Raw genomic sequence first — 25,743 nt, 5'->3', positions numbered from 1 at the left:
GTTTAACGGGCCGACTCCGGCGCGCAGCCTGTGCGGTGCGCGCCGGGGTTTACCGGGAATGAACGTCAGACCCGGAATCGACTGACCAGGCTCTGCAGATGCACGCCCAGACGAGCGAGCTCTGCGCTCGACGCGGCAGTCTCTTCACTGGCGGAAGCCGTCTGTTCGGAGATGTCTCGCACATTAAGAACACTGCGATTGATCTCTTCGGCAACGGCGCTCTGCTCTTCGGCGGCAGCGGCGATCTGATGGTTCATCGTCTCGATCGTCGAGATTGCCTGAGTCATGTTATTGATGGAAACACCCGCATTGCGTGTCAGCTCGACACTGTTTGCAGTCAGTGCCTGGCTGTTGTCGAGGATCGTTGCCACCTGCGCCGTACGGGTATGCAGACCGCTGATCAATGCCGCGATCTCTTCGGTCGACGTCTGCGTGCGCTGGGCCAGGCTTCTCACTTCGTCAGCCACCACCGCAAAGCCTCGGCCTGCTTCGCCCGCACGCGCGGCTTCGATTGCAGCGTTGAGGGCCAGCAGATTGGTCTGCTCGGCAACGGCCTTGATGACATCAAGCACACCACCAATCTTGTTGCTTTCGTTCTTGAGCTCGTCCATCGCGGACTTGGAATGCGTGACTTCAGTCGCGAGTTTCTCGATCTGGGCAACTGCCTTGGAAACCACGCCGTCGCCTTCGCGAGCTTCTTTCGATGCGTTGACCGCAGCGTGCGAAGCCTGCTCTGCGTTGCGTGCAACTTCCTGAACGGTCGCAGACATTTCGTGCATCGCAGTGGCGACCTGATCGGTTTCGCTCTTCTGGCTGTTAACGCCGGCGCTGGTCTGCTCGGTGACGGCTGACAACTGTTCGGCGGCACTGGCGATTTGTGTCACGCCGTCGCGCAGGCCACCAATCAGCTCGCGCAGGTTGCCGGTCATGCGCATCATGCTGCCCTGCAGCTGGCCCAGTTCGTCCTTGCGGGTGATCACCTGATTGTTCGTCAAGTCACCATCAGCGACACGCTCTGCCAGTTTCAGTGTGTCACGCAGCGGGCCTACGATAAGGTTGGTAATTATCCATGCCGCCAGGGCGCTCATGATCAACGCTGCAATCAGCCAGACAGAGAGCAGCATCTTGGCCTGACTCACATCTTCCACTCTCAGGTTGACCTGGTTCTCGGACAGCTTGTCAGCACATTCAAACAGAATGCCGATGTCTTTGGTGATGCCTGCCTGAGCCAGATCAATCCTGGCCTGCGCCGCGGTGAACTGATTCAAGGTGTTCTGATAGCTGATCACCGAGTCCACAAGATGCTTGATGATCGCCGACTGGCCATCGAAACCTTGCAGATTTTTGAACGATTCGATAACCGTATTCATCGATGTTTCCGCTGGGGCACGGTTCTCCGGCTTCAGCGAATAGGTGTAGCCACGCAAGTCAAAGCGCATTTTCTGGAACAGCGTCATCGCCTGCACGATGGCGTCGCGCTGTGCGGGAGTGCCGTCATCGGATCGGGCAATGGCGTTGAGCTTTTGCAAATCGTCAGCGCCTGCATCGGCGTACTGGCCAAACACCGAACGGGTAGCCTCACGGGCAGCGGTCGCCTGCATGAGGTTGTCGTAGTGGATACGGTAATCCTTCAAGGCGTCTGCGGCAGTATTGACCAGCGGCACGTTCAACGGCGAGTCGAACACCTTCTGCGCGTACTTCACATGATTTTCGAGACTTTCGAAAGCTTTCAGCCAGTTGCTGGCGCGCTCGGCGTCATAGTTGACCGAATAAGCCAATCGGGCTATCCGGACGTCCCGCGTGAGCGAGCTCAGCTTGCCGATGTCGGAAATACGCTCGCTTCGTTCACTCAGCGAGGTGATGCCTGTCCAACCCGTCAGCGCGATCAGCACCGTCAGTACGATGACCAAAGCAAACCCGAGCACAAGCTTGGACCTGACAGAAATATTGCGCAGAGTGTTTATCACAGGGAGTCGCTCTTTCGTTGGTCATCAGTGGAGTACAAGAGGCCTGTCCTTGCCAGCTAGCTATACAATCCACAAATGTCGGCAGCGAGGCTTAAAACTTTAAAACTGGCGTCAATATTTCGCTTGAAAATAAATCCTCGCAGGCGCGACCAACCCCGATGGCATTTTCATTCCAGTCAGTTAGCATGGGCCGTTACCCACACTTGGGTATTCTGGAGAAGTGCATGAGTCTGGAATTGATCGCCTCAAAAAGCAGCTTGTTGACCATCGAGGAGCGCGCTGCGATTGCCGAGATCGAGGCCACGACCAATGTGCTGCGACTTGTCACTCGCCTGACAGGCATGCGCTTCGCTGGTATCGCCAAATTTACCGACGCAGACTGGATCGCCTGTTCTGTCTATGACCCCACTGACCTGGGTATGGACGACGGCGATGTGTTCGAACTCGAGACCACGCTCTGTAACGAGTTTTGTACCAATCCCCAGGCACTGTTCGTGCCGCAGATCAGCACGAACGGCCGGTATGCGAACCTGCCAGTTGTGAAGCGCTACGCCATCGAAAGCTATGCGGGCGTGCCGATCTACCTTCCCGACGGACAGCTGTATGGTGCGTTATGCGCTCTGGACTCCAGAACGACGCTGTTTGACGACCCCGATCTGGCGGAAACCCTGACCCTGTTCGCCCGATTGATCGGGTGCATTTTCTTCGCCAACATCAACGAAGGTAGCTGACCCGAGCTCACGGGCTGCCGGGCGGCTCTGCCAGCGCGTACAAGGGCATCGACTCAAGCAAAGCGCTGCTGAACTGGCCTTCGTCGAGTTGCATGCGATGTCGGGGCGGAACGGGTGTCGCAGGGTGATCGCTGTCCAGCAAGGCTTCGACAGGCAGATCGATCCCGAAATGAGGAAATGGCTCCTGAGCCACCCAACCGCCAGCGGCCAGGACCAACAATAGAAAAATACCCGCAATGGGTTCTTTGGGTCTGCACATTCTCGTTTCTCCAGTCCGGCAAAACGATCCGGCTCATGATGAGCCACTCAGTATAAAAGCCAGGGCGTCACCCGGCTCTCGCGGTCGTCGCATTACGCGAAGGGCTCTTCGCCCTGCAACTTGGTGCGGTGCATCATTCGCCCGCACTCGGGGTCATAGGCTTCGGCCCGGTGCATGGTGCCGGTGTTGTCCCAGATCACCAGATCACCGACCTGCCACGCATGGCTGTAACTGAACGCCTCGGACGTGGCCCACTCGCGAAGGCCGACCAGAATTCGTGCACTTTGCGCGAGGCTGAGGCCAACGACTTGCTGCGCGGTGCAGCCCAGAATCAGCGACTTACGACCGGATCGGTGCTTCCAGACCAGCGGCAACTCCTTCTCGCCGATAGCCTGCATGGCCTCGAGCATCGCAAGGCCAGGCTCCGGATTGTAATAGAGTAACGATGCCCATGGGGCATGAATGACGCGCAGGCTGTCGTAATGTTGTCGGTCAGCGCTCGATAACCCCTCATACGCCGAGTAAGTGTTACAGAAACCCGTGTTGCCTCCCCAGCTGGCCGGCACCTTGCAGGACAACAGTGAAGCCAGAATGGGTGAATCGCTGCTCGTACCGTCTATGTGCCAGTAGAGCGAACCTTTGAGAAACTCCGCGCCTGCCGGATTCTCTTTCACATCCAGGCTGATCCGGGTGATGTTCTGCCCATCGCCGGGTTCAGGGCAGAACGTACCCAGCGTGCGAGTGAAGGCTATCTGCTCTGCATCGGAAAAATGAATCTGCGGGAACACCAGCACCCCTCGCTGCTCCAGCAGTTCCCGGATCTCCCCAGCAAAACGTCCCGACAGCAGGTCCTGCTTGCCGTTGAAAACACGCGCGCCAATGCCTGGCTTGATGGGCTCCTGCGACAGCTGAACGAGCGAAGTGGCTAACATGGTGCAACCCTCTTCATAAGTGAACACAACGGTACACTTATGAGGAAATGGAAGCAATAGCTCTGTTTTGCCGCGGGACGTTTTAAAGGGAATGCAGGTAATTACCCAAGTGATCGTGCAGGAAGAAAGCGAGCAATACTCCGATAAGCATTGCCAGCAAATCCAGCGCTCTGGCCTTGCCCCATATCGGTGTGCGCTCACGGAGTCGAAAATACCAGGGGCCCGTACAGAGAATCAGACCCTGCCCCAGGAACCAGACAAGAGCAATGAAAAGCCCAGTGCTTAAGAGGCTGTCGTTTCTGACAATCAGAGAACCTGTCGACTGACTCAAGGCAGCAAAATAAAGGCCGACCACCCCGATGACCGCCATCGTCAGCCCGATGGGCCAGGCTGGAAAACCGCGACGCTGTACGTGCTTTTCAAGGTTCGAACGATCTCCCTCCAACAGCTCGATGGTTCTCGGCCATCCTGCGATACGCGCAAGCGTCAGTACGTCATGGCCGTTGCTGTTGGTCGCCGCAGAATCTGCCCCCATGTACAGAAGCGTGGCGACGAAATTGCAATTACCGGCGAGGGTTTCGCGATGGATCATTTGCCAGCCCGAGTCGTCGTAGTCAGTGGCCAGACCCGGATCATCCCGAAGGCCCTCTTCCACGGCACCCTGTGCGTTGAGTCCCATCGGATGCTCAAGCCGCTCCAGCTTGTTCAAGGCACGTTTATCCGACGCACTGTCCAGTGCGCGAGAGAAGCAGACCGGTGACTTGCCATCTGCTGGCGGAACAAGCATAACGGTCCCCGCCTCACCAAAGTCCAACCCCCACGCCTGGTCATGCTCGACGCGCTCGGCCGCAGACATGCCGGACCGCAGGGCATCGATAGTGAAACCGCCGAATGCGCGACCGCCAAACACATAGACCCAGTCATTCAAGCGGTCCAGGGAAACCGACACAGGGTCCCCGGCATTTATCGAACTCACCCACACAGGCTCATTCATGAGAACGCCCGAGAGGGTCAGGCCGTCGAAATCGACATCCGTGACCCACATGTTCTCAACCGATGGGCTGTCGGGATCGGCTGAGTCAGTCGTGAAGGACACCTTTACGGCAGCCAGGTCCAGCGCTTTTACAATTCGGCGACGCTCCCAGGACATCTCGCGCCAGAAGAATCTGAACGTGCGCTGCGCACTGGCAACCGCGGCACGAAAGTCCTCGCTCTCGCCTTCAACACCGTAAATTTTTTGCTCCGTCATTGGCAGGGTCATTCCTTGTTTGATGAGTGCGAACAGAATGGCGGTGTCGCGGCCCTCATTCAATTCGGCTGTTTTAAATACATTACTTCTTGAGTCACTGTGGCGCCAATCTCGATATTACCTGCTTGCGGCGAGGATAATCCGCTGCCAAAGTGCCTCGAACGAACGCCTGATATGCAATTCAAGGAAAGAATCAACATGCACGCCCCTGCCTCGCAAATCCTCATCCAGCGCATGGCCGACATTCACCTCGAAGGTGTCACTGCACTCTATAACGAGCCTGCGGTGTGCCGTCAGGTGTTGCAGATGCCCTATCAGTCCATCGAAGTCTGGCGCAAACGCCTGGCTGCCAGTACCGAGCGACACGTGAAACTGGTGGCGCTCCATGGCAACGAGGTGGTAGGCAGCATTGGCCTGGAGCAGTATTCGCGTAGTCGACAAAGCCATGTCGGCGCTATCGGCATGGGCGTGGCGTCGGCCTGGCAGGGCAAAGGCGTCGGCTCGAAGTTGCTGGCAACCGCACTGGACATCGCAGACAACTGGATGAACCTGCACCGGGTGGAGTTGACCGTGTATGTCGACAACGAAGCAGCCCAGGGTCTGTATCGAAAATTCGGTTTCGAAACAGAGGGCCGGCTGCGCAACTACGCGGTGCGCGATGGCCTGTTCGTCGATGCCTTGAGCATGGCGCGGCTCAGATAAACCGTGTCCGTCAACACCGCTACTTGAGCGATGCGTTAAAGCATGCAAGGATCAGCCATGAATCAATTTCCCCAAAGCAACCGACATCACCACCACAGCCCGCTTCAAGGTGCTGCGGTTGCTTGTGCTCATCGATTGGCCAGATATAGATCCACGTTCTGACCCATCAGTGAAACCGACCAAGGCGCCCATGGCGCCTTTTTTATTGCCTGAAAAAACTGGAGATCATCACCCATGACCATGCTACGCGGAACCCGCATCGTGACCGGAACAGAAGCCGCAACCCTGCGTGACACAGAAAACCGTTTCCGGAGCTATCTTCATCGAAGCCGGAGCTGAGGAAGCGATAGTGCCGGCCTTATGGGGCCAAGACACCTTTATCGAAAAAGCCGGCGGCAGCGAAATCATCGGCCAAATGTGGGCCTTCGAGGACAAGGCCGGACGCCCCTGTTGCCTGATACCCGAAGCCACGGCGCTGTTTCAGGAGCGCAGCGAAGCGCTGCTTGAGGGACGACGTGAAGCGCTGTTTTTCTATGTAGCACGCTGTTATCGCTACGAGCGCCCGCAAGCCGGACGCTACCGCGAATTCACCCAGCTGGGACTGGAAATCCTTGGCCCGTCGCCGCAACAAGCGTTGCTGCGCAGCCAGGCCATCTGCACGGGCTTTCTGGATTCGCTGGGCCTGGACTATGAACTCAATACCGCCGTGAAACGGGGCCTGAGCTACTACCTGGAAGGCAACGGCTTCGAGGTGCGATGTTCACGCCTGGGTGCACAGCAGCAAGTGGTCGGCGGCGGCGCCTATCGAGAAGGTGCCGGGTTTGGCATCGGACTGGAGCGGCTGGTATTGGCGCTTGGGTGCGGTTGACCTCGCTTGCCCGGAAGCGTCTTGCAAAGAGGCGCTTCTCTACCCTGCTGCTCGTGTTTCAGCGCACATCAAACCAACGAGGATGGAGCTTTGGAAAATGCTCTCTCAGCCAGGCGATGAATGCTTGTACCTGTGGGGCCAGATGCGTGCGGCTCGGGTACAGCACAGACACCGGACGCGGCAACGGGCGAAATTTCTCAAGTACCTCGACCAGCTCTCCGCTCGCCAGAAATGACTCCACCGCAATGCCCGGGGCCTGAAGAATACCGAACCCCGCAAGCCCGCACTGCACATAAGCATTGGACTCGTTGACAGTGATGCCGCCACGCGGTGGCAAAGCAAAATCGTCACCATTCAACGAGAAATGCCAAGGTAAAGGCCGGTTGCTCTGGCCAGACAGAAAACTGACACCACAATGGCCTGCCAGCTCGTCCAGCGTCTCGGGTGTGCCGAAAGCTTGCAGGTAAGAAGGCGCGGCGCAGGTCACCATCGTAGCCCTGCCTATTTCCCTGACCACCAGACTTGAATCGGGCAGCTCTCCGATGCGCAGTGCGCAGTCGATACCCTCTGCGACCAGATCCACCGTGCGGTCCGTTACCCCCAGCGCCAGCTCTATGTCGGGGAATGCCCGAGTAAATCCTTTCAGGCTTTCCATGAAACTACGCTGGCTGAAAGCCGCAGGAATATCGATCCGAAGCCGCCCCCGCAGCGTCGAGCCGTTTCGGTCGAACATGGCAGTGGTTTCGGCAAGATCAGCCAGATTGTTCTTAACTCGCTCGTAAAAACGCTGACCTTCCGCAGTGAGTTTGACGCTGCGGGTCGTACGTTGAAACAGTCGAACATCCAATGATGCTTCAAGGTCCTGAATGATCCGGGTCACATGTGGACGCCCTATCTGCGTGGCATCCGCCACTTTGGTAAAACTGCCCAGTTCGGCAAGTTTCACGAACACCTGCATCGACTGTAAAAGGTCCACCGACGAATCCCCCCAGAAACACAAACCGAGCCATTGTTGCCTCTCAGGATAACAATCCTGTCGATTTCCGCCCATTTATCTGCAACAGCGTTTTACCAACAATGACCTCAGCGGCTACAAGGCAGATGCCCCTGTGCGCCCCCACATGATTGCTGGAGACATTAAATGAAAGCGTGGCTGTTAAAAGACTTCGGGCTCGAAAATCTGGTTCTTGGAGAAGCTGAAACGCCAGTTCCCAAAGCGGGTGAACTGCTGATCAAAGTCGGTGCTGTATCGCTCAACTTCCGTGACAAAGCGATTGTCGACGGCATCTATGAACCGCATCGCGTTCCCAAGCCACTCATTCCGGTCAGCGATGCAGCGGGTACTGTTGTGGCGGTAGGCGAAGGCGTCAGTCGCTTTGCGGTAGGCGATCGAGTGAACTCGCACCTCTACTCACGCTGGATCGATGGCCCTCCAGGCCCGGACGAACCGGACTACTGCTTCGGCTCGCCTTTGCCGGGCGGCTTGGCCGCCTACATGATCATTCATGAACAAAGTGCAGTCCGTGCACCCGATGCCATGTCGGATGAAGAAGCCGCTACATTGCCGATTGCCGCATTGACGGCGTGGTATGCGCTGGTTGATTTCGGTCAGGTAGAAGCTGGACAGACCGTCCTTGTGCAAGGCTCAGGCGGCGTGTCGATCTTTGCCGCTCAGATCGCGACGGCATTGGGTGCCAACGTCATTGCGACCTCCAGCAAGGATGAGAATCTGCACGCAATGAAGGCGCTGGGGACAGTCGCTGGAGTGAATTATCGAACCCATTCCGAGTGGGCAGACGAAGTCCTCAAACTCACCGATGGCAACGGGGTCGACCTTTTGCTGGACGTGGCAGGCGGCGACGGCATCAACCAGTCGATTGCTGCAACCAAGGCAGGCGGGCGCATCGCGCAGATTGGTTTCCTGACCGGCCAGACCTCGGCACTGAACCTGATGCCGATGATCTTCCGCCAGACCACCTTTCGCGGCATTGCCGTAGCACCTCGCTCGTCGTTTGAGCGGATGAACGCGTTTCTCAACGAGCACAAAATTCGTCCGGTGATCGATCACGTTTACCCTTTCGAACAGGCTCGCGAGGCTTATCAGCACTTGGCCAGAGGTGCATTTGGCAAGGTAGTGATCAAAGTCGATCAGGCCTGACAAGGGCTTGAGGCTGCGACGCGCGAGAACGTCTCATGCGTCGCAGACTGCGTTCGCCTGTCAACCATTCAAACTCAACGGGTTACACTGCACCACTCCCCCGCCGCAGACCCGAGGCCCCCGTATGAAAGTTGGTGTGATTTCCGACACCCACGGACTGCTCCGTCCTGAAGCCATCGCTGCGCTACAGGGCTGCGCACAGATCATCCATGCCGGTGACATCGGCAGCCAGGACATCGTCGAGCAACTGACCGCCATCGCCCCCCTGCACATCGTGCGCGGCAACAACGACATGGATGCAGACTGGGCAACCCCCATTGCCGATCACTTGCGCTTCGAGATCGAGGGCTGGCAAATCCTGCTGGTCCACGACATCGCCGACGTTCCAGCGCTATTGAATGACAGCGTGAAACTGGTCGTGACCGGCCATTCACACAAACCCCTCATCGACTGGCGCGGCGACACGCTGTATCTGAACCCTGGCAGCGCCGGGCGGCGGCGTTTCAAACTGCCGGTGACGCTGGCGCTGCTTGAGGTGAGCGCGGATGCGATTGAGCCGAGTCTGGTGCAGTTGGTCGACTGAAAACAGGGCTAACGCTGAGTATTTCTTCACGCAAAAAACAGGGTTTCGATCACGGCGATTATCGTCCCCACGCTCCGCATGAGAATGCCGTTAGTGACGCTCCGCGCCCCCCTGAACGCAAGACTCATCCCTGTACCGATAAACGCTCCAAGTGCCAATGCAACACAGGACCTCTAAAGATCCTGCGACATCAGATAATGCTCCTTGCCCCACGCCTCAATACGCTCCAGCACCCGCCAACTGCGCTTGGCGTAGAACCTTTGCTGATCATGGGTATGCGGCCATGCCGATAGACCTTGCATAGCTGCAAAGTCATGCAAGGCCCTTTCTATTAATCAGCATTACAGTTCATTAACTGGCATTAAAGCTGCGCAGGCATACGAAAATCGCGCAACGCACTCATATCAAACGGATTGGGTGCCCGCTGGCTCGACAAAAGATAGTTGGCGCGCATACCGCCCACGTCGGCCTTGAGCAGCAGAACATCGCGCCCTTTCAAAGGCTCGGTCTGCATCAGCTCCAGAAGGCGAAACAGCGACCAGGGACCGGTGTTTTTTTCAATCCCCAGTGGCCTGCCAACCATCCCTTCCATCACCAGACTCGTACGCCCCTCTTCAGCATCAGCAGGCCATTTGAACAAGGTCGGAACGATGGGGCCATGCCGATACTCCAGTGACTGCTCGCCTAGCCGGAACTCTGCGCGGAGAACATTTGGGTCGAGCGTATAGGGTTCAAGGAAAAACTGCACCTGCGGTTCTGGCGTACGATGGGCAAAGAAACTTTTGCGGATTCGATGCACACCCGCCATCTGATCCAGATACGCACGGCTCATGGGCAGGCTGTAGCCGTCAATGCTGCGCAGTTTGTATCGCCCCGGATCACCATTGACGAAAGGTTTCAGGTAATTATCAAAGAAGCGCTCGGCTATCCCCTGCGAGCCGAAGAACTCGCGAAAATCATTAAGCGCCACATCACTGCGGCTGTGTGCATGAAACGGATAGCGCTTGTCGAGAGACTGCTCGTAGAAACTGTAAAGCTCGGCCTTGTAGCGCTGGTTGAGGTACCGATGAGACTGATACAGCACGAAGCTCCAGGTGTCCTCCGCAAGCGTATTGAACAACCCGCCCAGAGGCTGCGCCAGACCGGTCGCCGCGTTGCGCAGGTTGCTCAGTGCATCCCGCTGTCCAGACATCCGTCCCTTTGCCATTTCGTAGGCAGCAAGATCGGGCTGACCTGAGCGCCCCAAAGCAGCCATTTGCATCTGCAACTCATTGATCGCGTTCAATGCGGCAATCAGTTCGGGAGTCGGACCATTATCCCCGTCCAGTAAACGGTGTAAGGGATCAAAACGGCGCTGCAACGATTTCTTTGCCGTCCCGGGCAGACTGACGGTCACCGTCTGCTCAACTTTATCGCCAATCGCGGCCACCTGAGTAACTGGCGATGGTCGCGATACAGCCTTATCAGCTTCAGCCTTCATTGCGTCGAGACTGTCTGCAAGGACCGGAAAAAGAGTGTTGTCACGTACTTCGATCAGTAATTGCAACAACGGTGAATGGGCTGCCGTCAGCCCGGCCATCTGCACAGCAGCCGCACCAGGCCCCTCGAAGGGTTGCAGCGAAACCCGTCCGATCGCTTCGGCCCAATAATCGGCATAATCCCGGAAATAGAGCTTTTCCAGCTCGACCATCAGCACCCGCAGCTGTTGTGCATCGAACTGCGCGCCTTCACCCAGAACCCAGTTGTCATGCATGAGTTCGGTCACTAAACCCGTGCCACGAGTGACGAAATACTGCTCATAACCATGGCGGGTGTAGAGCCCGGGAATTCGGTAGTCAGTACCCGCCAGTAAACCTGCCTGAGGGCCGACGTGGTGGGCCAGACTGTAGTCCGGGAGTGTACTTGCCCTTTCGCGCAATACTCGATAAACGACGCTGGCAAAGGACTCGTTGCGCAGAACCTGTCGAGCCTGTGCCACTAGCGCGTCGTTTACAGGGTAGGCAAAGGACTGAGCAAGCAGACGTTCGAAATGCTGAGTCAGCTGGTTCTGAGCCTGCGCATGACCGACATAACGAACTGACCAGTCGGTCGCTACCCACGCTTTCAGCGCAGAGGGTTCCCGGTGCTCGTCCTTGACCAGCATCAGGTAGGCACGCAGGCTATCCAGCAACTGCTCGCGATCCCCCAGACTAGCCATTATGCGCGCCTCGATCATGTGGGCCACGCGCGGCAGCAACTGCCTCTGCAGCTCCGCATGATAGGTGCGCCTCAGAACATCGTTGGCAGGCTTGCCCTGATAGAGGCCACTGCGTTCATACAGCCCGACCTCATCGCCTTCCGGAAATACGCGAGCCGCCAGATAAAGCGTGTTCAAGCTATCAAGGACCGTCAGCAGATCGTCCTCGGCGCCCAGTGATGATCTTTGGTGCGCCCATTGCTCGCCCAGAATACGCAGCCTTTCCAGCCGATCATGATTGGCACTGAAACCGGTCGCCCACAGCACACCGAACACAGACAAGAACAACAACGCCGCGCAACACATACCCCGCTGACGCCACTGAATCTTTCGGCGTGCTGTTTTATCGAAAATCGCGAGATCGGCCTCAGGGAAAATCACATGCCGTAGCAGATCATGAATAAACCGAGCTTTCCCGAGATAGCGGTTCGGTGATCCAGTGTCGCTTTCCCTGTCAGAGGGCTGATCATTCTGAAGAAATTGCGGCGCTCGGGTCAGGTAAAATCCACGAAACTGACTGGCACGCTGATAGCGATTTCCGGAAAATGCCAGCTCGACAAAGACGCTCAGTCGATACGCGATGCCTCCAAGCTGGTTGGGGAACTCAAGCATTTCGCCACGGCGTCGGCTGTCCCGCTCCTGATGAATGCGAGTGATAACCTGACTGCCAAGGCGTTGCAGCAAGGCATCGAACGCCGTGCCAAGAACATCGACGTCACTGCCTTGCTCGCCCTGCCGGAACGTAGTGCCCAGGACCTGTTCACTTTCTTCCCGGGAGAGTTGATCGAAAAAGGCGTCGAAGCCTGCAACCGAGTCGGCTTTGGTCAGTACCAGGTAAACCGGCACATCGACATGCAACTGATGAAATATGTCGTCCAGGCGAGCCCGCACGTCTTCGGCGATTTTCTCCAGACGCTTGTCGTGCTCGTCAAACAAAGTGTCGACTGGCAGTGTTACCAGCACCCCGCTGAGTGGATGCGCGCGGTGGCGGCCTCGCAACAACTCCAATAACGTGGTCCATGCACTGCCGTCGACCTCGGGCACGGGCTGCTCAAGATAGCGCCCGGATGTGTCCAGCAGAACTGCCTGCTCAGTGAAATACCAGCCACAACTACTGGTGCTGCGCATATCGTGCGTCAACCTGCGCCCGCGCCTGTCCAAGGGAAAATCGAGCCCGGAAAAATCCAGCAGACTGGTCTTGCCGCTACCTTTGGGGCCGATCACTGCATACCATGGCAGCTCATTCCGGCCCCGAGTACCCAATACGCCGTACAGGTCCGAATCCTTGAGCACGCGCAAGGCATCCCTGAACCGCCACACAAGTTCCAGGCGCTCTTTTTCTACCGCGACAGTTCTACGCAGATGTTCCTGGCCTGCCGGGCTTTCCTCCTTCTGCCTTTTCTGCAAGCCGCTGCGCCAGTTGAGAAATACAACCCCGAGGCCCCAAATCAGCAACAACATACTGATAGTCGCCAGGCGCACAACGGGACTCTCCCAGAACCGGTTATCGGCCATCGCCAGCAAGGGCCCGAATATCCAGATACAGGCAGCCAGCGTCAGTACCAATAGCAGCGACCAGAACCAGCTGCTGCCCAATAGCGTCATGAGTTTTTTTAACAAGATTTTCACTGCATTTCTCATTTCAAGACCGCCGCTCGATGACTACCGCATCCGCTGACTGATAAGGCCTGAGTACGGCCTCACGCTGCTCGCCGAGTACCCAGGCAAATCCGCAATACAGCGCGGTCAGGCTTATAGCGGTGAACAACACAATCAGCCACGCAGGCATAATGCGCAGCCGGTCGGCTGCGCCGGAGCGTGCGCCCTGCCAGTGAGGTGAAAGCGTTCGCGAAACGTCGCCTTTTACGTGTTTTATCTGCAGATAGAGGTTATGCCGGATATCTTCCAGCTCGTTGCCATTGCGACGATGGGAGCGGTACTTCCCCTCAAAACCGAGTACCAGGCACAGGTACATCAACTCGAGCATCGAGAGATGCCTGAAAGCGTTTGCGGAGAGCTTTTCAAGCAGTTGAAAGAATTTTTCGCCGCCGAAGGTCTCCTTGTGAAAGCGGCTTAGCAGACTGATCTTCGACCAGTCACTCTGGCTACCCCAAACGGTGTTCAGCACAGCTTCATCCACTACCGTACACAGCACATAGCGCGCGGCCAGCAGTTGATCGTTTGCTATCGCGTTTCGCCTTGCCCTGGCTTCGAACAGTTTCACCTGGTCGGAAAGCTGTACGTTCAGAAGATGGATATCCCCAACGTCATCTGCTGCGCCCAGCTTTGCCACCTGAGCCAGCAGTTCGCTGGCTGCAGCAACCAGTGGATTGACGTGGCTACCGGCCTTTCTTTCCGATACTCGCCGAGTGCTGCAGAGCAACTGCTCCTGCAGACCTTCGAAAAGATTCGTGTGGTGGGTGTCGGTGAAGTAGCCGCTTCCCGACGCGGTATTGTCCCGGTCGAACGCAGCATGATCTTCGAGACCGCTTTGCACATCCGCCACCCTGTTCAATTTCTGATCGCCCAGAACTGCAGTTCAAGACCGGGAAACTCCCCTGATACATGGAAAGCGAACCCTCCCGACTGATCGATCCCGGTCTGCTCCCGGTCATCGACATCGAGAATGAAATAGCTCTTGGCAGCATGAAACGGTATTTGCCGAGGCGCCACAGGCAGAGGCCTGATGCGTAAGCCTGGCAAATGCAGGCTCACCAACTCGCGAATACGTTCTACCGAACCGACTTTAAGATGCGAAGGCAGTCGCAAACGCAGTTCTTCAGCATCGCAATCTGCACGGGCAGCAATAATGAATGAGGCATCCCCCAATAGCTCACGATCCACCCGAGGCGAAACCAGAACTCCGTATTGTCGAGGCTGCAACTCCAGTTCCTGAGCCTGCTGTTCGAGAACCATCGACAGCATCTGCCGAATCTCGAACATTACGCCTCTGAATGTGCCGCCCTGGTCATTGTGCTGATAAGTAACCTCCAATCGAGGACGTCTGCTTTCACCGCCAAATGTCGATAACTCGCCCAACAGCGACAGCAGTGCGCGGTATAGCTCTTCAGGGTGGAGGCTTCGAATATTGAGATAGTGTTGAAAAACCAATGCATTGCGATTGACAAGCTGCAACATCATCAAATCACTTGCCTCTGCGCCACTGGCCTGACCACGAACACCGATACGTTCGGCAATCACGTCCCCACGGTGATTCAGCAGACCTGCCACTTCCCTCAGGCACGACATCACATATCGGGAACCGCTGGCGTTGATAAAGGCAGGTGAAAACTCGAGGTCCAGCGAAAGCGACTTGTCAGGACTGCAGATCAGAATGTGGCAGACCTTAAGCATGCTGTAGGTGTGCTCTCCCTGGGGCTCCCCCATAAACAATCGGAACTCTGGTCGGGCGCACAAAACTGGCGTGGAACGGTCTTCACCCGCGTTTGAATCGCGGATGCTCGTTGAGTAGCTTGTAAACCGTGCGACCACATCCGGCTGTTCGTGACTGCGCGACTCAATGCAATTACCTGCCATGATCGGCAGTGCCAGGTACACCGACACGTTTGAAGTATTGGGAGGAATATCCAGCGCCAAAGGACTTTCATGGCCGCGTATATCGAAGACACTGCCATCCGGCAGGATGCCCGAGGCCTGGGCAATCACGATCTGCCCTGAACCCAGAAATTGCGGATCAGTTTCCAGGGCTGTAAAGCCCCAGTTGTAGGCGCCTGCCAATCGAGTCCGAATCCGCAACTGATCGTCATAGTAACGATCATGATGCTGAAAGTGCTGCGGGCGAAGCAGCATGCCTTCCTGCCAGACAACCTTGTGCGAATTCATAGCGACTTTCCTGTGCGTGTTGGTCTGTCTGCCAGTTGAAGGCCGGAATCCCCCAATACGAAAACAGCACTGTTCTGTTGGTTGGGGAAGATTTGAATCACCTGACGCCAGCGGGTCTCGGACACGTTGCGGTAAGCCGCGAGCACCGCGACATAACGACTGCTGTCGTCGAGTTTCAGCTTCAACTCAATACTGTCGCCGGGACGAAGTTGGAACTCTTCACTGGCCACCAGATCATTTCCCAGCACCTGCCCGGTACGTTTATAAAGCGAGAGAAAATCCATGCTCTCAAACGTGACGGGACGCCGAAGTTCAAGCAGCTTGAAAACAACCGGAGACGGTCTGCCATTCACATCGGGATTCAGTCGATCATCCGCGTTCAGTCTGATATCCAGACGTGTTTGCGTTGAGTACGGCGATAGTGCGGAGCAACCCGAGATCAAAATCAGGAGTACTATCAGTACCTTTTGGAAGACTCGGGTAACACAAGAGCTCACCGAGATCATTTCTGAAAATCCTGACGCAGGGCCGCAATCGAAAAAGCATGCGACGCTGGCATCTCTTTTTCATGCACCGAATCCTGACGCAACGCATTCAGTGGGATAGAGGGTTCTGGACTGCCCAGCGCGCGGTATTGATCATCACTGAACTTGAAATGACCTTTGCACCCTCCGAGGCAAATCAGCGCAACGAATGTGATAGGCACAGTGCGCCAACAATGAAAGTTCATTGGAACGTCTCCAGACAAGAAATTAACTAAACGTGATTATTGAATGGCTAGGTACGCCGTCCATGAGCAGCACCGATCTTCAGATGTGCCAGGCGATAAAGCAGCGTGCGCCGCGACACCCCCAACGTGCGTGCTGCAAGGCTCCGGTTACCGCCGCTATCGCGCAGACTCTCAAGCAGAACGCCACGCTCGAACTGTTCGATGCGCTCACGCAGAGAAAAACCAACCGGATGGCTTGGCGAGTCGGCGGCAACGGGAAAATGTTCCGATCGCAACTCCCCGTCTTCACATAACAATACTGCACGCTCGACGAATCCCTTCAGCTCTCGAACGTTTCCAGGGAAGGCATAACCCGATAACGCACTCAACGCGGCTTCCGACCACTGCACAGGCTCTCGCCGTGAATTCTGGCAAGCTATGCCGGAGAAATGCCGGGCCAGTATTTCGATGTCTTCCACGCGATGACGTAGCGGAGGAAGCTCGATAGGGAACTGCGCCAAGCGGTAATAGAGGTCTTCTCGAAAGCGCCCTTCGGCGACCAATGTCGGTAGATGGCGATGAGTCGCCGCGATGATTCGCACATCCACCTTACGAACGTCGTTGCCGCCCAGTGGACGAATCTCGCCCTCCTGCAAGACACGCAAAAGCTTTGCCTGTAATTGCAGCGGCATATCGCCAATTTCGTCGAGTACCAGCGTACCGCCATCAGCTGCGTCGAACAGGCCAAGCCGATCACGATCGGCGCCGGTAAACGCGCCTTTGCGATAACCGAAGAGTTCGCTTTCCAGAAGCGCTTCTGGAAAGGCGGCGCAATTCTGTACCACGAGCGCGTTGGAGCGACGAGGCCCGTGTTCGTGAATGGCACGAGACACTATCTCCTTGCCTGTACCGGTCTCACCGGTCAGCAACACTGTGCAGGTACTGTCGAGAATCTTGCTCAGCAGATGGGTGGTTCGATCCAGGGCAGCGCTACGCCCTATAAGTCCAAAGCGCTCTGCCTGCAGGGCGCACCTGCGCGGATGAAGCCTCGCGCCCACTGGCCCGGCTGATGAATGCAGAACGGATAATTGAGAAATCACAAACGACCCTAGCGCGCCCAGGGATTCTGCGTAGCCTTCCAACTCTCCAGAATGCCTGCTCACACAGACCAGCACCCCGACAGTTGTCCGCTCACGATTGTGCAGCGGAACGCACAGCAGTGATTTCCACTCTTGCGCCTGTACCGGTAAAAAGCGGGTTCCGTAAAGACTGCTGCTGATTTTCGGCACGCTGACAACCCGGTTCTGAAGCAGACAGAACTGCAGTAAAGGCTCGTCCCGATAGTCTTTAAGTGAAGTCGTTTCCTGGTCAGGCTGAATGACGCTGTCGATGGCTTGCGCAGCAAGGCAGAGGCGCTTATGGCTCGCGTCGAGCAGAAACAACTGGCTTGCCTGACAGTTACTGAGCTCGGCAGCAGATAGTACAAAATCATGCTGCAACGACTGGCTGTCGGCTGATCGGGAAAGCGCCGAGTATCGCGAAACCAATGTTTGCGCATAGCCTAATGGGTCGTGTAGCGAATGAAAGGACGAGACCACCTTATTCGAACTCACAGACAACACCACCTGAACTGTCCAGTGTTGCGTGAACCCTGACGACCTTGTCACCACGGCTCATGGCGCCAAGTAAATGGTCTGCTATCAAAGGGGTCAGACCGGACTCCAGTAACTGATCGATCAGCCGGGCGCCGCTGTCGTCTTGCGTACACTGTTCAAGCAGATGACAAACCAGATCATGCGAATGGCTGAAGGTCAGGCCACGGGATTGAAGTCTCTCGCCAAGACGAACCAGTTTTAGCTCGACCAGTTCACGCAGCGCCGACCCCATGATCGGGTAATAAGGCACAACCCGCATTCTAGCCAGCAATGCCGGTTTGAAATGCGCACTCAGTATCGGTTTCAGCCTGGTTTTCAGTTCTGTGACATCAGGTCGTCTGCCCTCGTGGCAGCTTGCATGGATCAGATCGGCACCCAGGTTGGAGGTCATCAGAATGAGTGTGTTGCGGAAATCGATTTCCCGGCCCTCTCCGTCATTGGCCGTGCCTTTATCGAAAATCTGGTAGAACAGATTCAGTACATCCGGATGAGCCTTCTCCACCTCATCGAGCAGAATGACTGAATACGGTTTGCATCGAACGGCATCGGTCAACATGCCCCCTTCGCCATAACCAACATAGCCCGGAGGAGCGCCGATCAATCGGGAAACGGTATGCTTCTCCTGAAATTCGGACATGTTGATCGTCGTGAGAAAACGCTCGCCGCCATATAACAGGTCAGCCAGAACAATGGCTGTTTCCGTCTTGCCCACTCCGCTGGGTCCGACCAGAAGAAATACGCCTGTTGGGGCACCGGGTGCATTCAAATCCGCAGCCGATGCCCGGACTGCCTTTTCAATGGTCAGCATCGCCGGCTCCTGACCCCGGATGCGCATACGCAGTTCTGAGGAAAAGCTGTTGATTGCCGGGCTGTGCTCCTGAGCCAGACGCGATACAGGAATCCCGGTCCAGCCACCCACTACTTCAGCTATCAGCCTGGGGCATACTTCAAAGCTCACGAGACGGTCGTTCAGTTGAGTATCGCTCAAGGTCTGTCTAACCTGGGTCAACTCGGACTCGAGCGCGCGTATGGACTCACACCCACTCGCCTCAGCCGACTGTGCTGCTCGTTCAGCCAGTTGTTTGCGCAATTCCAGCAGACGCTCGACGACTGCCCGTTGATCAGCCCACCTACACTCCAGCGCTACAGCCTCGCTCTGCAGCCGTGACAGATCGGCAGCCAGCGTATCCAATGCCTTGTCATCAACCGACAGACCGGCATTGGCATCACGCAGCACTGCGTCGAACTGCCTCTGCTGACGCGCCATCTCGCTTCGTAGATATTCAAGACGCTCCGGCACGGCGACCAGACCGATTCGTGCTCGAGCGCAAGCTGTATCAAGCAGATCGATTGCCTTGTCCGGCAACTGTCGCTCGGTGATATAGCGCGCCGAAAGCCGGGCGGCGGCGACTACAGCATCATCGCGCAGATAGACACCATGAGTACGTTCATATAGCGGAGCAAGCCCGCGCAGAATAGTGATGGCCTGCTCTACTGTAGGCTCCAGCACCCGGACCGGTTGAAAGCGACGTGCAAGCGCCGGATCCTTTTCAAAATATTGTCTGTACTCGGCCCACGTCGTCGCTGCAATTGTCCGTAACTCGCCGCGTGCCAACGCCGGTTTCAACAGATTGGCCGCATCCGATCCGCCCGCCTGCGCACCGGCGCCGATGAGTGTGTGGGCTTCATCGATGAAAAGAATAACCGGCCTGGATGAGGATTTGACCTCGTCAATCACGCCCTTCAAACGACGCTCGAACTCGCCCTTGATACTGGCACCCGCCTGGAGCAGCCCCATATCCAGAGACAGTAATTCAACGTTTTCCAATAGATCGGGGACTTCCCCATTAACGATTTTAAGCGCCAGCCCTTCGACAACCGCAGTCTTGCCGACGCCCGCCTCACCCACCACAAGGGGATTGTTCTTGCGCCGACGAGACAGGATATCGATCATTTGACGCAGAGAGTCATCACGGCACAGCACGGGATCGAGCAACCCATTCCTGGCCTGCTGCGTCAGGTTATGAGTGAAGCGTTCGAGCAGCGAGTCACATTGATTCACCGACGGTTTTGTTACCTCAGGCATCTGTTCGGCAAGGGCATGATCGCGAAAGCGCTCAATGTTGATCTTCGCCAATAATGGCTGGTATGGACGGTCGGCATAGCGCAAGGGGTTACGCAGCAAGGCAAGAATCAACGCAGACTGATCAATCAGGCTTTGGCCCAGATCCAGATTGGCGATCAACAGCGCGTCCTGAAGCCATTGAACAAGTTCGGCAGAAAATGCCGGGCTCCGGGTAGCACTTTGTTCGACTGGAGGGTGAAGAAACCCTGCAAGTTCGTCAGCTCCAACCTCGGCGTCCAGTAGCGCACGGGCAAGCATCCCATCAGGTCGTTCCAACAGAGCAAGCAACAGGTCTTCAACCAGAATTTTGCTGCTGCCTCGCGAAACGCACCGTTCGGCCGTTCCCTCCAGTTCTCCGCGTGTAGGCGCATCGAGGGCATTGACGAGTTGCTGCAAATCTACATCGATCATGAGTCGTCCTTAATGTATCGGTCTGTTGAGCATGACCAGACCCAGGGCATGCTCGCGCCCGAGCCAGGTGGTCCAGCCCAGGTGACAGGTGTTCGATTGGCCAATGCGCAGTTCTCTGATGTCTTCATGGCGCAGCTCAAGACAAACGTCGTAGTCCAAAGGGTCGCGTAATGTGAATCGGACAAGAGCGCCCAACGGACGGTAGCCAGGGCCGATGGGTAAAAATTCGTGGAACCGCTCCCAATCGAGTTCTTTCACGTGGACGCGGAACTTGCCACTCCGATCAGCGACCCGATTACCCAGCACAACAGTGCGTCCCAACTGATGATTGGTCACTCCAAGGCAATTAAGCTGAGAGCTGCGAACATCGACGGTTCGCTCAACGCACTGCTCGATAAACAGCTGAGCGTGCTTGAAGTAATAACGAAGCACCGACTCGATCAAGGCGGCCGAATGAGCGCGCAGGCTCAAAAGCCCCAGATAGGGCAACAGCCGTTTCCAGTTCAATTCGGGAGTTTCGCGAATGCGCTGCCCGTGCAGGCCGATCAGTGCAAACAGCTGTTCGGAAAACGGATCTGTCGCGCCACGGGTGAACATGGCGTGATAGCGATACTTGCGCCATACGGGGAGCATTAACATCTGCAATCGACGATTAAAGATATCCAGAAAATCGCGAGTCACATTAGGCTTGTCCCGCTCACCCAGGGCTTGTTCAGCATAAAAAGCAGGTAATGGAGAGCCGGAACCGACCAGGCTCATCACATTTAGATCAAGTCGTACGTGCAACTGACCCTGCTCGTAAAAAAGCTCCATGCATTCAATATCACTGCCCGGAAATCCAAGACCCGGATTTGCCCGCAAATCGAGAAAATCATGAACGCGGCGCTCATCCATATCGGGATGGATTTCACGCAAAATATTGAGAATCAGCGGTATCGCCTGATAAACAGAGTATCGCCGTATGTCCTGACTCAGCCTGGCTAAAGCAGCGGTTGCATACCCATGCGCGGTGCCCATTCGTATCCTCCACCTTGTGTGCTCTTTACATGCAGTTCGTGAAAGGAATTCAGGCTCGCGTAGAGCGCAAAGAATTCGTTGAGGACGGAGGCGAACAAGAACAAGCTGCCCTCCCCTGCAAAGCCGTCAGGTTCGACGGTCAACTCCGTCCTGACTCCCCTTACAGGCAGCCCGTCATGCAGGTAGTCGATATGTTGGTGCCGAATGGACTTCAACCCGCCCAGGAGATGCTTGCTGACTTTCTCTGCCTGCGAATCGTAATACCGAGGCAAATCGTACGTTTCGAGAATCACTTTCAGTGCTTCGATATTTTCGAGCGACAAGTAGTTGAGCGACATGTTGCTGATCACACGCCAGAAAAAATCCCCGTTCATGGGTGGCGCAAATGTTTTTGTGGCAGGCGATATATTTCTGAAACGCAAAAAGTCAGGGGTCCCCTCACATGGTTTACATAGGCCTCCTGCCTTGATGTGCCACGGAAGGTCACCGTTAGTGCATGTCATTTCAATAGACATTGTCTCGTCAGTTCGCCCCGCTCGAAGACCGAAGCTTAAAAATGTATCGAGACCCTTGTGTTGCAGGGAAGTACGATGCCTCACGCTGTAGTAAGGCGAGTTACTATCCACATCGACCGCAGCGTCATGTTCAAACGATTCAAAGGGTACGTAATTCTGATAGCCCAGCCCTCCAGGCTGCCAGCCAACAACCTTATCGACCGAGTACACACCACAACCGCCGTGTGCGTAATGCGCAGGAATGAGCAGATATTCGTCCTGCCGGGCATCCGCAAGAATGGGCAAGGCATCCTGTTTGAACAGGTTCACGACCGGCGTGCAGTAAAGCTTGATGTTTTCGAGGGTAGGACGAAGGAGTTGCATGTCCTTTCCTTGCACATCAAAAACAAGTTGTAGCCCGCGCGCGCGCTTCAGCAGATCGTCAGTCAATGAGTGAATGACATCGAAACCGAGAACATCGACAAAAAGAAACTTCTCAGGGAAAAAGAAATACTCTTGCAGGTAGCGATAGCCCCGAAAGGTATTTAGTGGGTAGGGAATCAACGACTCCTCTTCAGCGAAGCCTACAGGTTTCACTTGCTCCACAGGGATCATCAGTTCGATCGCTTTGCCTGAAGAGTTCAGTAACGGTTCGCCCATCGCATCAAGAGGCAATAATGTGATGCCCTTGAGCTTCTGCATCATCGCGAAGTAAATAGCTTGGCTGACGCGACGCTCACCCGCCAGGTGCAAGCGCAACTGACTGAACTTTACCTCGCCTAAATGGCTGTCTCCATTCATCGCCAGACACAGCTTCAGCGTTGTCCCGCTCCCGCTTGACGAACAATAGAGGTGAGTCAGTTTCAACGGTAATACCTGAGTGGCAAAGCAGGTACGGAAATGGCACACCTGATCATTCACTGGCTCGCTTTCTACAGGTGTTGCTCGCTCCACCACGAAACCCGGGCCGGAGCCGTCCAGAGCGTCAAACTGAAGCATGCTCACCGAGGGCAGAGGTCGAAGGTAATTGGGCCATAACAACTGCATGAGGGAGTGGGTCAGCTCAGGTAAGTCTTCATCCAGTTTTTGACGCAAACGGCCCGTCAGGAAAGCAACTCCCTCAAGTAAACGTTCTACGTCCGGGTCCTGGCCCGCCAGCCCTAAAAAAGGAGCCAACGCCGGATTACGTTCGGAAAACCGACGTCCAGACTCTCGAAGAGCCGTCAGTTCTTCTTGATAATAGTGGTTAAATGACACCGTTTTTTCTACCTGGCCGGTCGTAAATCGATAATGAAAAATCTGGGTGTAAAACTGTGGATAATCGGCGCACCGCTTCGCGAGGCGAAAAACTTACTCAAACAATGCTTATTTTGCCGTCGCCACCGAGCAGTGCAGAAAATCGAATGGACTTCTTTACACCTGCAATGTCCAGAGCCGCACCGATCGAGAATGTTCGCCTCAGCAGACAACCTTCGTATTCTTCCACCGTCACGTGAACATCGAACAATCGTGGTTCATATGTTCGAATCATCTTTTCGATGATCATGCGAGAGTGCCTCAGCGTATCGTCAAGGCTCAGCCCCATATTGTTCAAGTCAGGCAAACCATAATCAGGCAGCATCTTTACGCTACCGGCTCGCGTACCCAATATCTTGGTCAGATGAGCCGATATCAACATCATTAACTGCTCCTCTTTGTCAAAAGACTGCTGTTGCAGTACGTCACCTGCCAGGCGTTGAAAGAGGCTACCTTTTGGATTCATCATCAACAGATGATCTACTCTTTATCCATTTTGCCCACCAGCGACAGCGTAAAGTCAGCGCCCATGTATTTAAAATGAGGACGAACATTTAGACTGACCCGGTACCAGCCGGGATCACCCTCAACATCACTGACAATGACCTGTGCCGTGCGCAGCGGTCGTCTGCCACGCACTTCTGAACTCGGATTCTCCTGATCCGCAACGTACTGACGTATCCATTTGTTAAGCTGACTCTCCAGGTCCGCTCGCTCTTTCCAGGAACCTATCTGCTCTCTCTGCAGCACCTTGAGGTAATGTGCGAGGCGATTGACGATCATCATGTAGGGCAGTTGAGTGCCTAGCTTGTAATTAAGCTCGGCTATTTTCCCCTCTGGATTGTTGCCAAAGAACTTGGGCTTCTGTACTGAGCTGGCAGAAAAGAATGCCGCATTGTCGCTGCCCTTGCGCATGGTCAATGCGATAAAGCCCTCTTCCGCCAGCTCGTATTCACGACGGTCAGACACCAGTACCTCAGTCGGAATCTTGGTCTCGATTTCACCCATACTGTGGAAGTGGTGTAAAGGCAGGTCTTCAACAACACCGCCGCTCAAAGGGCCGATGATGTTGGGGCACCACCGAAATCTGGCGAAGCTGTCTGTCAGCTTTGTAGCAAATGCATAGGCCGTATTGCCCCACAGATAGTGCTCGTGGTCGTTCGAGACGTCTTCCTCATAGGCAAACGTCTTCACCGGATTTTCCTTCGGCCCGTAGGGGCTGCGTAAAAGAAAACGCGGTACTGTCAGTGCGAAATAACGCGCGTCTTCCCGCTGCCGAAAGCTTTGCCATTTGGCGAACTGCGGCCCTTCGAAGTGATCTTTCAGATCCTTTAGATTGGGCAGACCGGTGAACTGCTCAAGCCCGAAGAAATCGGGGCCCGCAGCCGCAATAAAAGGTGCATGCGCCATGCAGGCAACGCTTGAAACGTACTGCATGGTCTTGACATCGGGAGCGCTTGGCGAGAAGAAATAATTAGCAATGATCGCGCCCACGGGATTACCGCCAAACTGACCATATTCAGCGGTATAGACATGTTTGTAGAGGCCCGATTGAACCACTTCAGGCGAGTCTTCAAAATCGTCCAGAAGATCTTGCTTGGAAACACTTAACAACTCGATTTTTATATTTTCGCGAAAATCGGTTCTATCAATCAGTAACTGCAGCCCGCGCCATGATGCTTCCAACGCCTGAAATTCTGCATGATGGATGATCTCGTCCATCTGGCGACTCAGCTTGACGTCAATCTCGGTAATCATCCGATCAACCAGCGCTTTTTTGACTGGCTCATTGTTATTACGCGGTTTCAGCAGTTCTTCAATAAATGCAGCCACCCCTCGTTTGGCAATACCATAGGCGTCGTCACAAGGCTCTAATCGGGTATGTGCAATAATCTGATCGAGAATGCCATGGTGAAGCTCACTTGCATCGCGCTGCGGTATGGCTTTTGTGTTCATATGTTAATTCCTGACAATGGGTCCGATGTTACTGTTGCGCCGCGACATCCAGCCCAAGCTCATCCAGCACGTTCTTACGCGATGTTTCATCCGTAATGACCTGCTCGATGGCCTTACGAAAAGAAGGCATGTTCCCCAACGGCCCCTTGAGCGCCATGAGGGCGTTGCGCAGCTCCATCAACTTTTTAAGCTCAGGAATCTGTTCGACGAGACTGGCAGGGTTGAAGTCTTTCATCGAAGAGACCTTGATGCTGACAGTGAGATCGTTAGCCCCGCTTTCAGCCTGCAAGCGGTCAGGTACATTCAGTACCAGCTCAAGCTCCTGCTTCGCCAACACATCATCGAAATTGTTCTTGTCGATACTGATTGATTTACGGTCCTCAAGCTTTCGCTCGTCCGCGCGCTGTATGAAATCGCCAAGAACCAGCAACTTAAGTGGCAGCTCTATTTCTTCCTGCGCGCCACCAACAGCAGGCTTGAACGTCACGTTGATCCGCTCTTTGGGCGCTACAGAGCCTTCTCTGGCCATTCCATTTCCCCTCAATTTATTAA

The 25,743-nt window shown here is 55.5% G+C and carries 22 protein-coding genes; 5 read left to right on the top strand and 17 right to left on the bottom strand.

Annotation, left to right across the window (positions count from 1 at the left end; translation table 11 throughout):
• Window positions 1-65 precede the first annotated feature (65 nt).
• A complete protein-coding gene (locus tag JOE39_RS05660; protein ID WP_046266638.1) occupies window positions 66-1,967 on the bottom strand; it encodes a methyl-accepting chemotaxis protein in 1,902 nt (633 codons plus the stop codon).
• A 224-nt stretch (window positions 1,968-2,191) separates the two neighbouring features.
• Between JOE39_RS05660 and JOE39_RS05655 the strand changes: the two genes are divergently transcribed.
• Window positions 2,192-2,698, top strand: coding sequence for a GAF domain-containing protein (locus JOE39_RS05655; protein ID WP_003318374.1), 507 nt, complete (start codon window positions 2,192-2,194; stop codon window positions 2,696-2,698).
• A 7-nt stretch (window positions 2,699-2,705) separates the two neighbouring features.
• On the opposite strand, the gene JOE39_RS05650 is transcribed toward JOE39_RS05655, so the two are convergent.
• From JOE39_RS05650 to JOE39_RS05640, 3 genes are all read right to left on the bottom strand, one after another.
• A complete protein-coding gene (locus tag JOE39_RS05650) occupies window positions 2,706-2,957 on the bottom strand; it encodes a hypothetical protein (RefSeq protein WP_003318372.1) in 252 nt (83 codons plus the stop codon).
• A 92-nt stretch (window positions 2,958-3,049) separates the two neighbouring features.
• A complete protein-coding gene (locus tag JOE39_RS05645; RefSeq protein ID WP_004403914.1) occupies window positions 3,050-3,889 on the bottom strand; it encodes a TauD/TfdA family dioxygenase in 840 nt (279 codons plus the stop codon).
• 82 nt (window positions 3,890-3,971) lie between these two features.
• The gene (locus JOE39_RS05640; protein ID WP_016568020.1) at window positions 3,972-5,138 is read right to left on the bottom strand and encodes a DUF2314 domain-containing protein; all 1,167 of its coding nucleotides are present in this window, start codon (window positions 5,136-5,138) and stop codon (window positions 3,972-3,974) included.
• Window positions 5,139-5,336: 198 nt separating this feature from the next.
• Between JOE39_RS05640 and JOE39_RS05635 the strand changes: the two genes are divergently transcribed.
• A complete protein-coding gene (locus tag JOE39_RS05635; RefSeq protein WP_046266656.1) occupies window positions 5,337-5,840 on the top strand; it encodes a GNAT family N-acetyltransferase in 504 nt (167 codons plus the stop codon).
• Window positions 5,841-6,129: 289 nt separating this feature from the next.
• The gene (locus JOE39_RS05630) at window positions 6,130-6,708 is read left to right on the top strand and encodes an ATP phosphoribosyltransferase regulatory subunit (RefSeq protein WP_010411023.1); all 579 of its coding nucleotides are present in this window, start codon (window positions 6,130-6,132) and stop codon (window positions 6,706-6,708) included.
• Between the two features lie 58 nt (window positions 6,709-6,766).
• Here JOE39_RS05630 and JOE39_RS05625 read toward each other — a convergent pair whose 3' ends face one another.
• The gene (locus tag JOE39_RS05625) at window positions 6,767-7,666 is read right to left on the bottom strand and encodes a LysR family transcriptional regulator (protein WP_029573522.1); all 900 of its coding nucleotides are present in this window, start codon (window positions 7,664-7,666) and stop codon (window positions 6,767-6,769) included.
• Between the two features lie 183 nt (window positions 7,667-7,849).
• Here JOE39_RS05625 and JOE39_RS05620 point away from each other — a divergent pair, with 183 nt between their 5' ends.
• Both JOE39_RS05620 and JOE39_RS05615 read left to right on the top strand, forming a co-directional pair.
• The gene (locus JOE39_RS05620; protein ID WP_046266637.1) at window positions 7,850-8,866 is read left to right on the top strand and encodes an NAD(P)-dependent alcohol dehydrogenase; all 1,017 of its coding nucleotides are present in this window, start codon (window positions 7,850-7,852) and stop codon (window positions 8,864-8,866) included.
• A gap of 124 nt (window positions 8,867-8,990) precedes the next feature.
• Window positions 8,991-9,449 (top strand): metallophosphoesterase family protein, encoded by a 459-nt coding sequence (locus JOE39_RS05615; RefSeq protein WP_032661464.1) that lies wholly within the window; start codon window positions 8,991-8,993, stop codon window positions 9,447-9,449.
• Between the two features lie 173 nt (window positions 9,450-9,622).
• Here the strand turns inward: JOE39_RS05615 and JOE39_RS05610 are convergent, their stop codons facing one another.
• The 12 genes from JOE39_RS05610 to tssB form a co-directional block, all read right to left on the bottom strand.
• Window positions 9,623-9,751: a hypothetical protein gene (locus JOE39_RS05610; RefSeq protein ID WP_010411009.1), complete on the bottom strand. Its 129-nt coding sequence runs from the start codon at window positions 9,749-9,751 to the stop codon at window positions 9,623-9,625.
• Window positions 9,752-9,810: 59 nt separating this feature from the next.
• The gene (gene tssM / locus JOE39_RS05605; RefSeq protein ID WP_046266636.1) at window positions 9,811-13,314 is read right to left on the bottom strand and encodes a type VI secretion system membrane subunit TssM; all 3,504 of its coding nucleotides are present in this window, start codon (window positions 13,312-13,314) and stop codon (window positions 9,811-9,813) included.
• A gap of 13 nt (window positions 13,315-13,327) precedes the next feature.
• On the bottom strand, window positions 13,328-14,215 hold the full coding sequence (gene icmH, locus JOE39_RS05600) for a type IVB secretion system protein IcmH/DotU (RefSeq protein WP_210078654.1): 888 nt from the start codon (window positions 14,213-14,215) through the stop codon (window positions 13,328-13,330).
• Window positions 14,197-15,528 carry a type VI secretion system baseplate subunit TssK gene (tssK, locus tag JOE39_RS05595; protein ID WP_003318358.1) on the bottom strand — a complete coding sequence of 444 codons (1,332 nt, stop codon included), beginning with the start codon at window positions 15,526-15,528 and terminating at the stop codon, window positions 14,197-14,199. Before tssK ends, icmH begins: the two co-directional genes overlap by 19 nt.
• A complete protein-coding gene (tssJ, locus tag JOE39_RS05590; RefSeq protein WP_010410989.1) occupies window positions 15,525-16,034 on the bottom strand; it encodes a type VI secretion system lipoprotein TssJ in 510 nt (169 codons plus the stop codon). The genes tssK and tssJ overlap by 4 nt, the downstream gene beginning before the upstream one ends.
• Window positions 16,035-16,305: 271 nt before the next feature.
• Window positions 16,306-17,835: a sigma-54-dependent Fis family transcriptional regulator gene (locus tag JOE39_RS05585; RefSeq protein ID WP_046266635.1), complete on the bottom strand. Its 1,530-nt coding sequence runs from the start codon at window positions 17,833-17,835 to the stop codon at window positions 16,306-16,308.
• A gap of 1 nt (window position 17,836) precedes the next feature.
• Window positions 17,837-20,428: a type VI secretion system ATPase TssH gene (tssH, locus tag JOE39_RS05580; RefSeq protein ID WP_210077718.1), complete on the bottom strand. Its 2,592-nt coding sequence runs from the start codon at window positions 20,426-20,428 to the stop codon at window positions 17,837-17,839.
• A gap of 9 nt (window positions 20,429-20,437) precedes the next feature.
• Entirely contained in the window at window positions 20,438-21,445 is a 1,008-nt protein-coding gene (tssG, locus tag JOE39_RS05575) for a type VI secretion system baseplate subunit TssG (RefSeq protein WP_010410959.1), read from the bottom strand.
• Window positions 21,409-23,196: a type VI secretion system baseplate subunit TssF gene (tssF, locus tag JOE39_RS05570; RefSeq protein WP_026175124.1), complete on the bottom strand. Its 1,788-nt coding sequence runs from the start codon at window positions 23,194-23,196 to the stop codon at window positions 21,409-21,411. Before tssF ends, tssG begins: the two co-directional genes overlap by 37 nt.
• A 97-nt stretch (window positions 23,197-23,293) precedes the next feature.
• Entirely contained in the window at window positions 23,294-23,704 is a 411-nt protein-coding gene (tssE, locus tag JOE39_RS05565; RefSeq protein WP_010410954.1) for a type VI secretion system baseplate subunit TssE, read from the bottom strand.
• An 11-nt stretch (window positions 23,705-23,715) separates the two neighbouring features.
• A complete protein-coding gene (gene tssC / locus JOE39_RS05560; RefSeq protein ID WP_210077721.1) occupies window positions 23,716-25,191 on the bottom strand; it encodes a type VI secretion system contractile sheath large subunit in 1,476 nt (491 codons plus the stop codon).
• A 28-nt stretch (window positions 25,192-25,219) separates the two neighbouring features.
• A complete protein-coding gene (gene tssB, locus JOE39_RS05555; RefSeq protein ID WP_003318346.1) occupies window positions 25,220-25,720 on the bottom strand; it encodes a type VI secretion system contractile sheath small subunit in 501 nt (166 codons plus the stop codon).
• Between the last annotated feature and the right edge of the window lie 23 nt (window positions 25,721-25,743).

Origin of the sequence: Pseudomonas sp. PvP100, assembly GCF_017833055.1 — a bacterium.
In the GTDB taxonomy this organism is placed as follows: Bacteria; Pseudomonadota; Gammaproteobacteria; order Pseudomonadales; family Pseudomonadaceae; genus Aquipseudomonas; species Aquipseudomonas syringae.
The sequence above is the reverse complement of the archived record's forward strand: the minus strand, read 5'-3'. Positions and strand labels throughout refer to the sequence as shown.

Bases quoted from the DNA above. Each gene is read 5' to 3' on its own strand.
- tssE (WP_010410954.1), bottom strand. From the start codon at position 23,704: ATGATGAATCCAAAAGGTAGCCTCTTTCAACGCCTGGCAGGTGACGTA.
- JOE39_RS05655 (WP_003318374.1), top strand. From the start codon at position 2,192: ATGAGTCTGGAATTGATCGCCTCAAAAAGCAGCTTGTTGACCATCGAG.
- JOE39_RS05635 (WP_046266656.1), top strand. From the start codon at position 5,337: ATGCACGCCCCTGCCTCGCAAATCCTCATCCAGCGCATGGCCGACATT.
- tssJ (WP_010410989.1), bottom strand. From the start codon at position 16,034: ATGATCTCGGTGAGCTCTTGTGTTACCCGAGTCTTCCAAAAGGTACTG.
- JOE39_RS05625 (WP_029573522.1), bottom strand. From the start codon at position 7,666: ATGCAGGTGTTCGTGAAACTTGCCGAACTGGGCAGTTTTACCAAAGTG.
- JOE39_RS05640 (WP_016568020.1), bottom strand. From the start codon at position 5,138: ATGACGGAGCAAAAAATTTACGGTGTTGAAGGCGAGAGCGAGGACTTT.
- JOE39_RS05620 (WP_046266637.1), top strand. From the start codon at position 7,850: ATGAAAGCGTGGCTGTTAAAAGACTTCGGGCTCGAAAATCTGGTTCTT.
- JOE39_RS05650 (WP_003318372.1), bottom strand. From the start codon at position 2,957: ATGTGCAGACCCAAAGAACCCATTGCGGGTATTTTTCTATTGTTGGTC.
- JOE39_RS05610 (WP_010411009.1), bottom strand. From the start codon at position 9,751: ATGCAAGGTCTATCGGCATGGCCGCATACCCATGATCAGCAAAGGTTC.
- tssK (WP_003318358.1), bottom strand. From the start codon at position 15,528: ATGAATTCGCACAAGGTTGTCTGGCAGGAAGGCATGCTGCTTCGCCCG.
- tssG (WP_010410959.1), bottom strand. From the start codon at position 21,445: ATGGGCACCGCGCATGGGTATGCAACCGCTGCTTTAGCCAGGCTGAGT.
- tssC (WP_210077721.1), bottom strand. From the start codon at position 25,191: ATGAACACAAAAGCCATACCGCAGCGCGATGCAAGTGAGCTTCACCAT.
- JOE39_RS05615 (WP_032661464.1), top strand. From the start codon at position 8,991: ATGAAAGTTGGTGTGATTTCCGACACCCACGGACTGCTCCGTCCTGAA.
- JOE39_RS05645 (WP_004403914.1), bottom strand. From the start codon at position 3,889: ATGTTAGCCACTTCGCTCGTTCAGCTGTCGCAGGAGCCCATCAAGCCA.
- tssB (WP_003318346.1), bottom strand. From the start codon at position 25,720: ATGGCCAGAGAAGGCTCTGTAGCGCCCAAAGAGCGGATCAACGTGACG.
- tssH (WP_210077718.1), bottom strand. From the start codon at position 20,428: ATGATCGATGTAGATTTGCAGCAACTCGTCAATGCCCTCGATGCGCCT.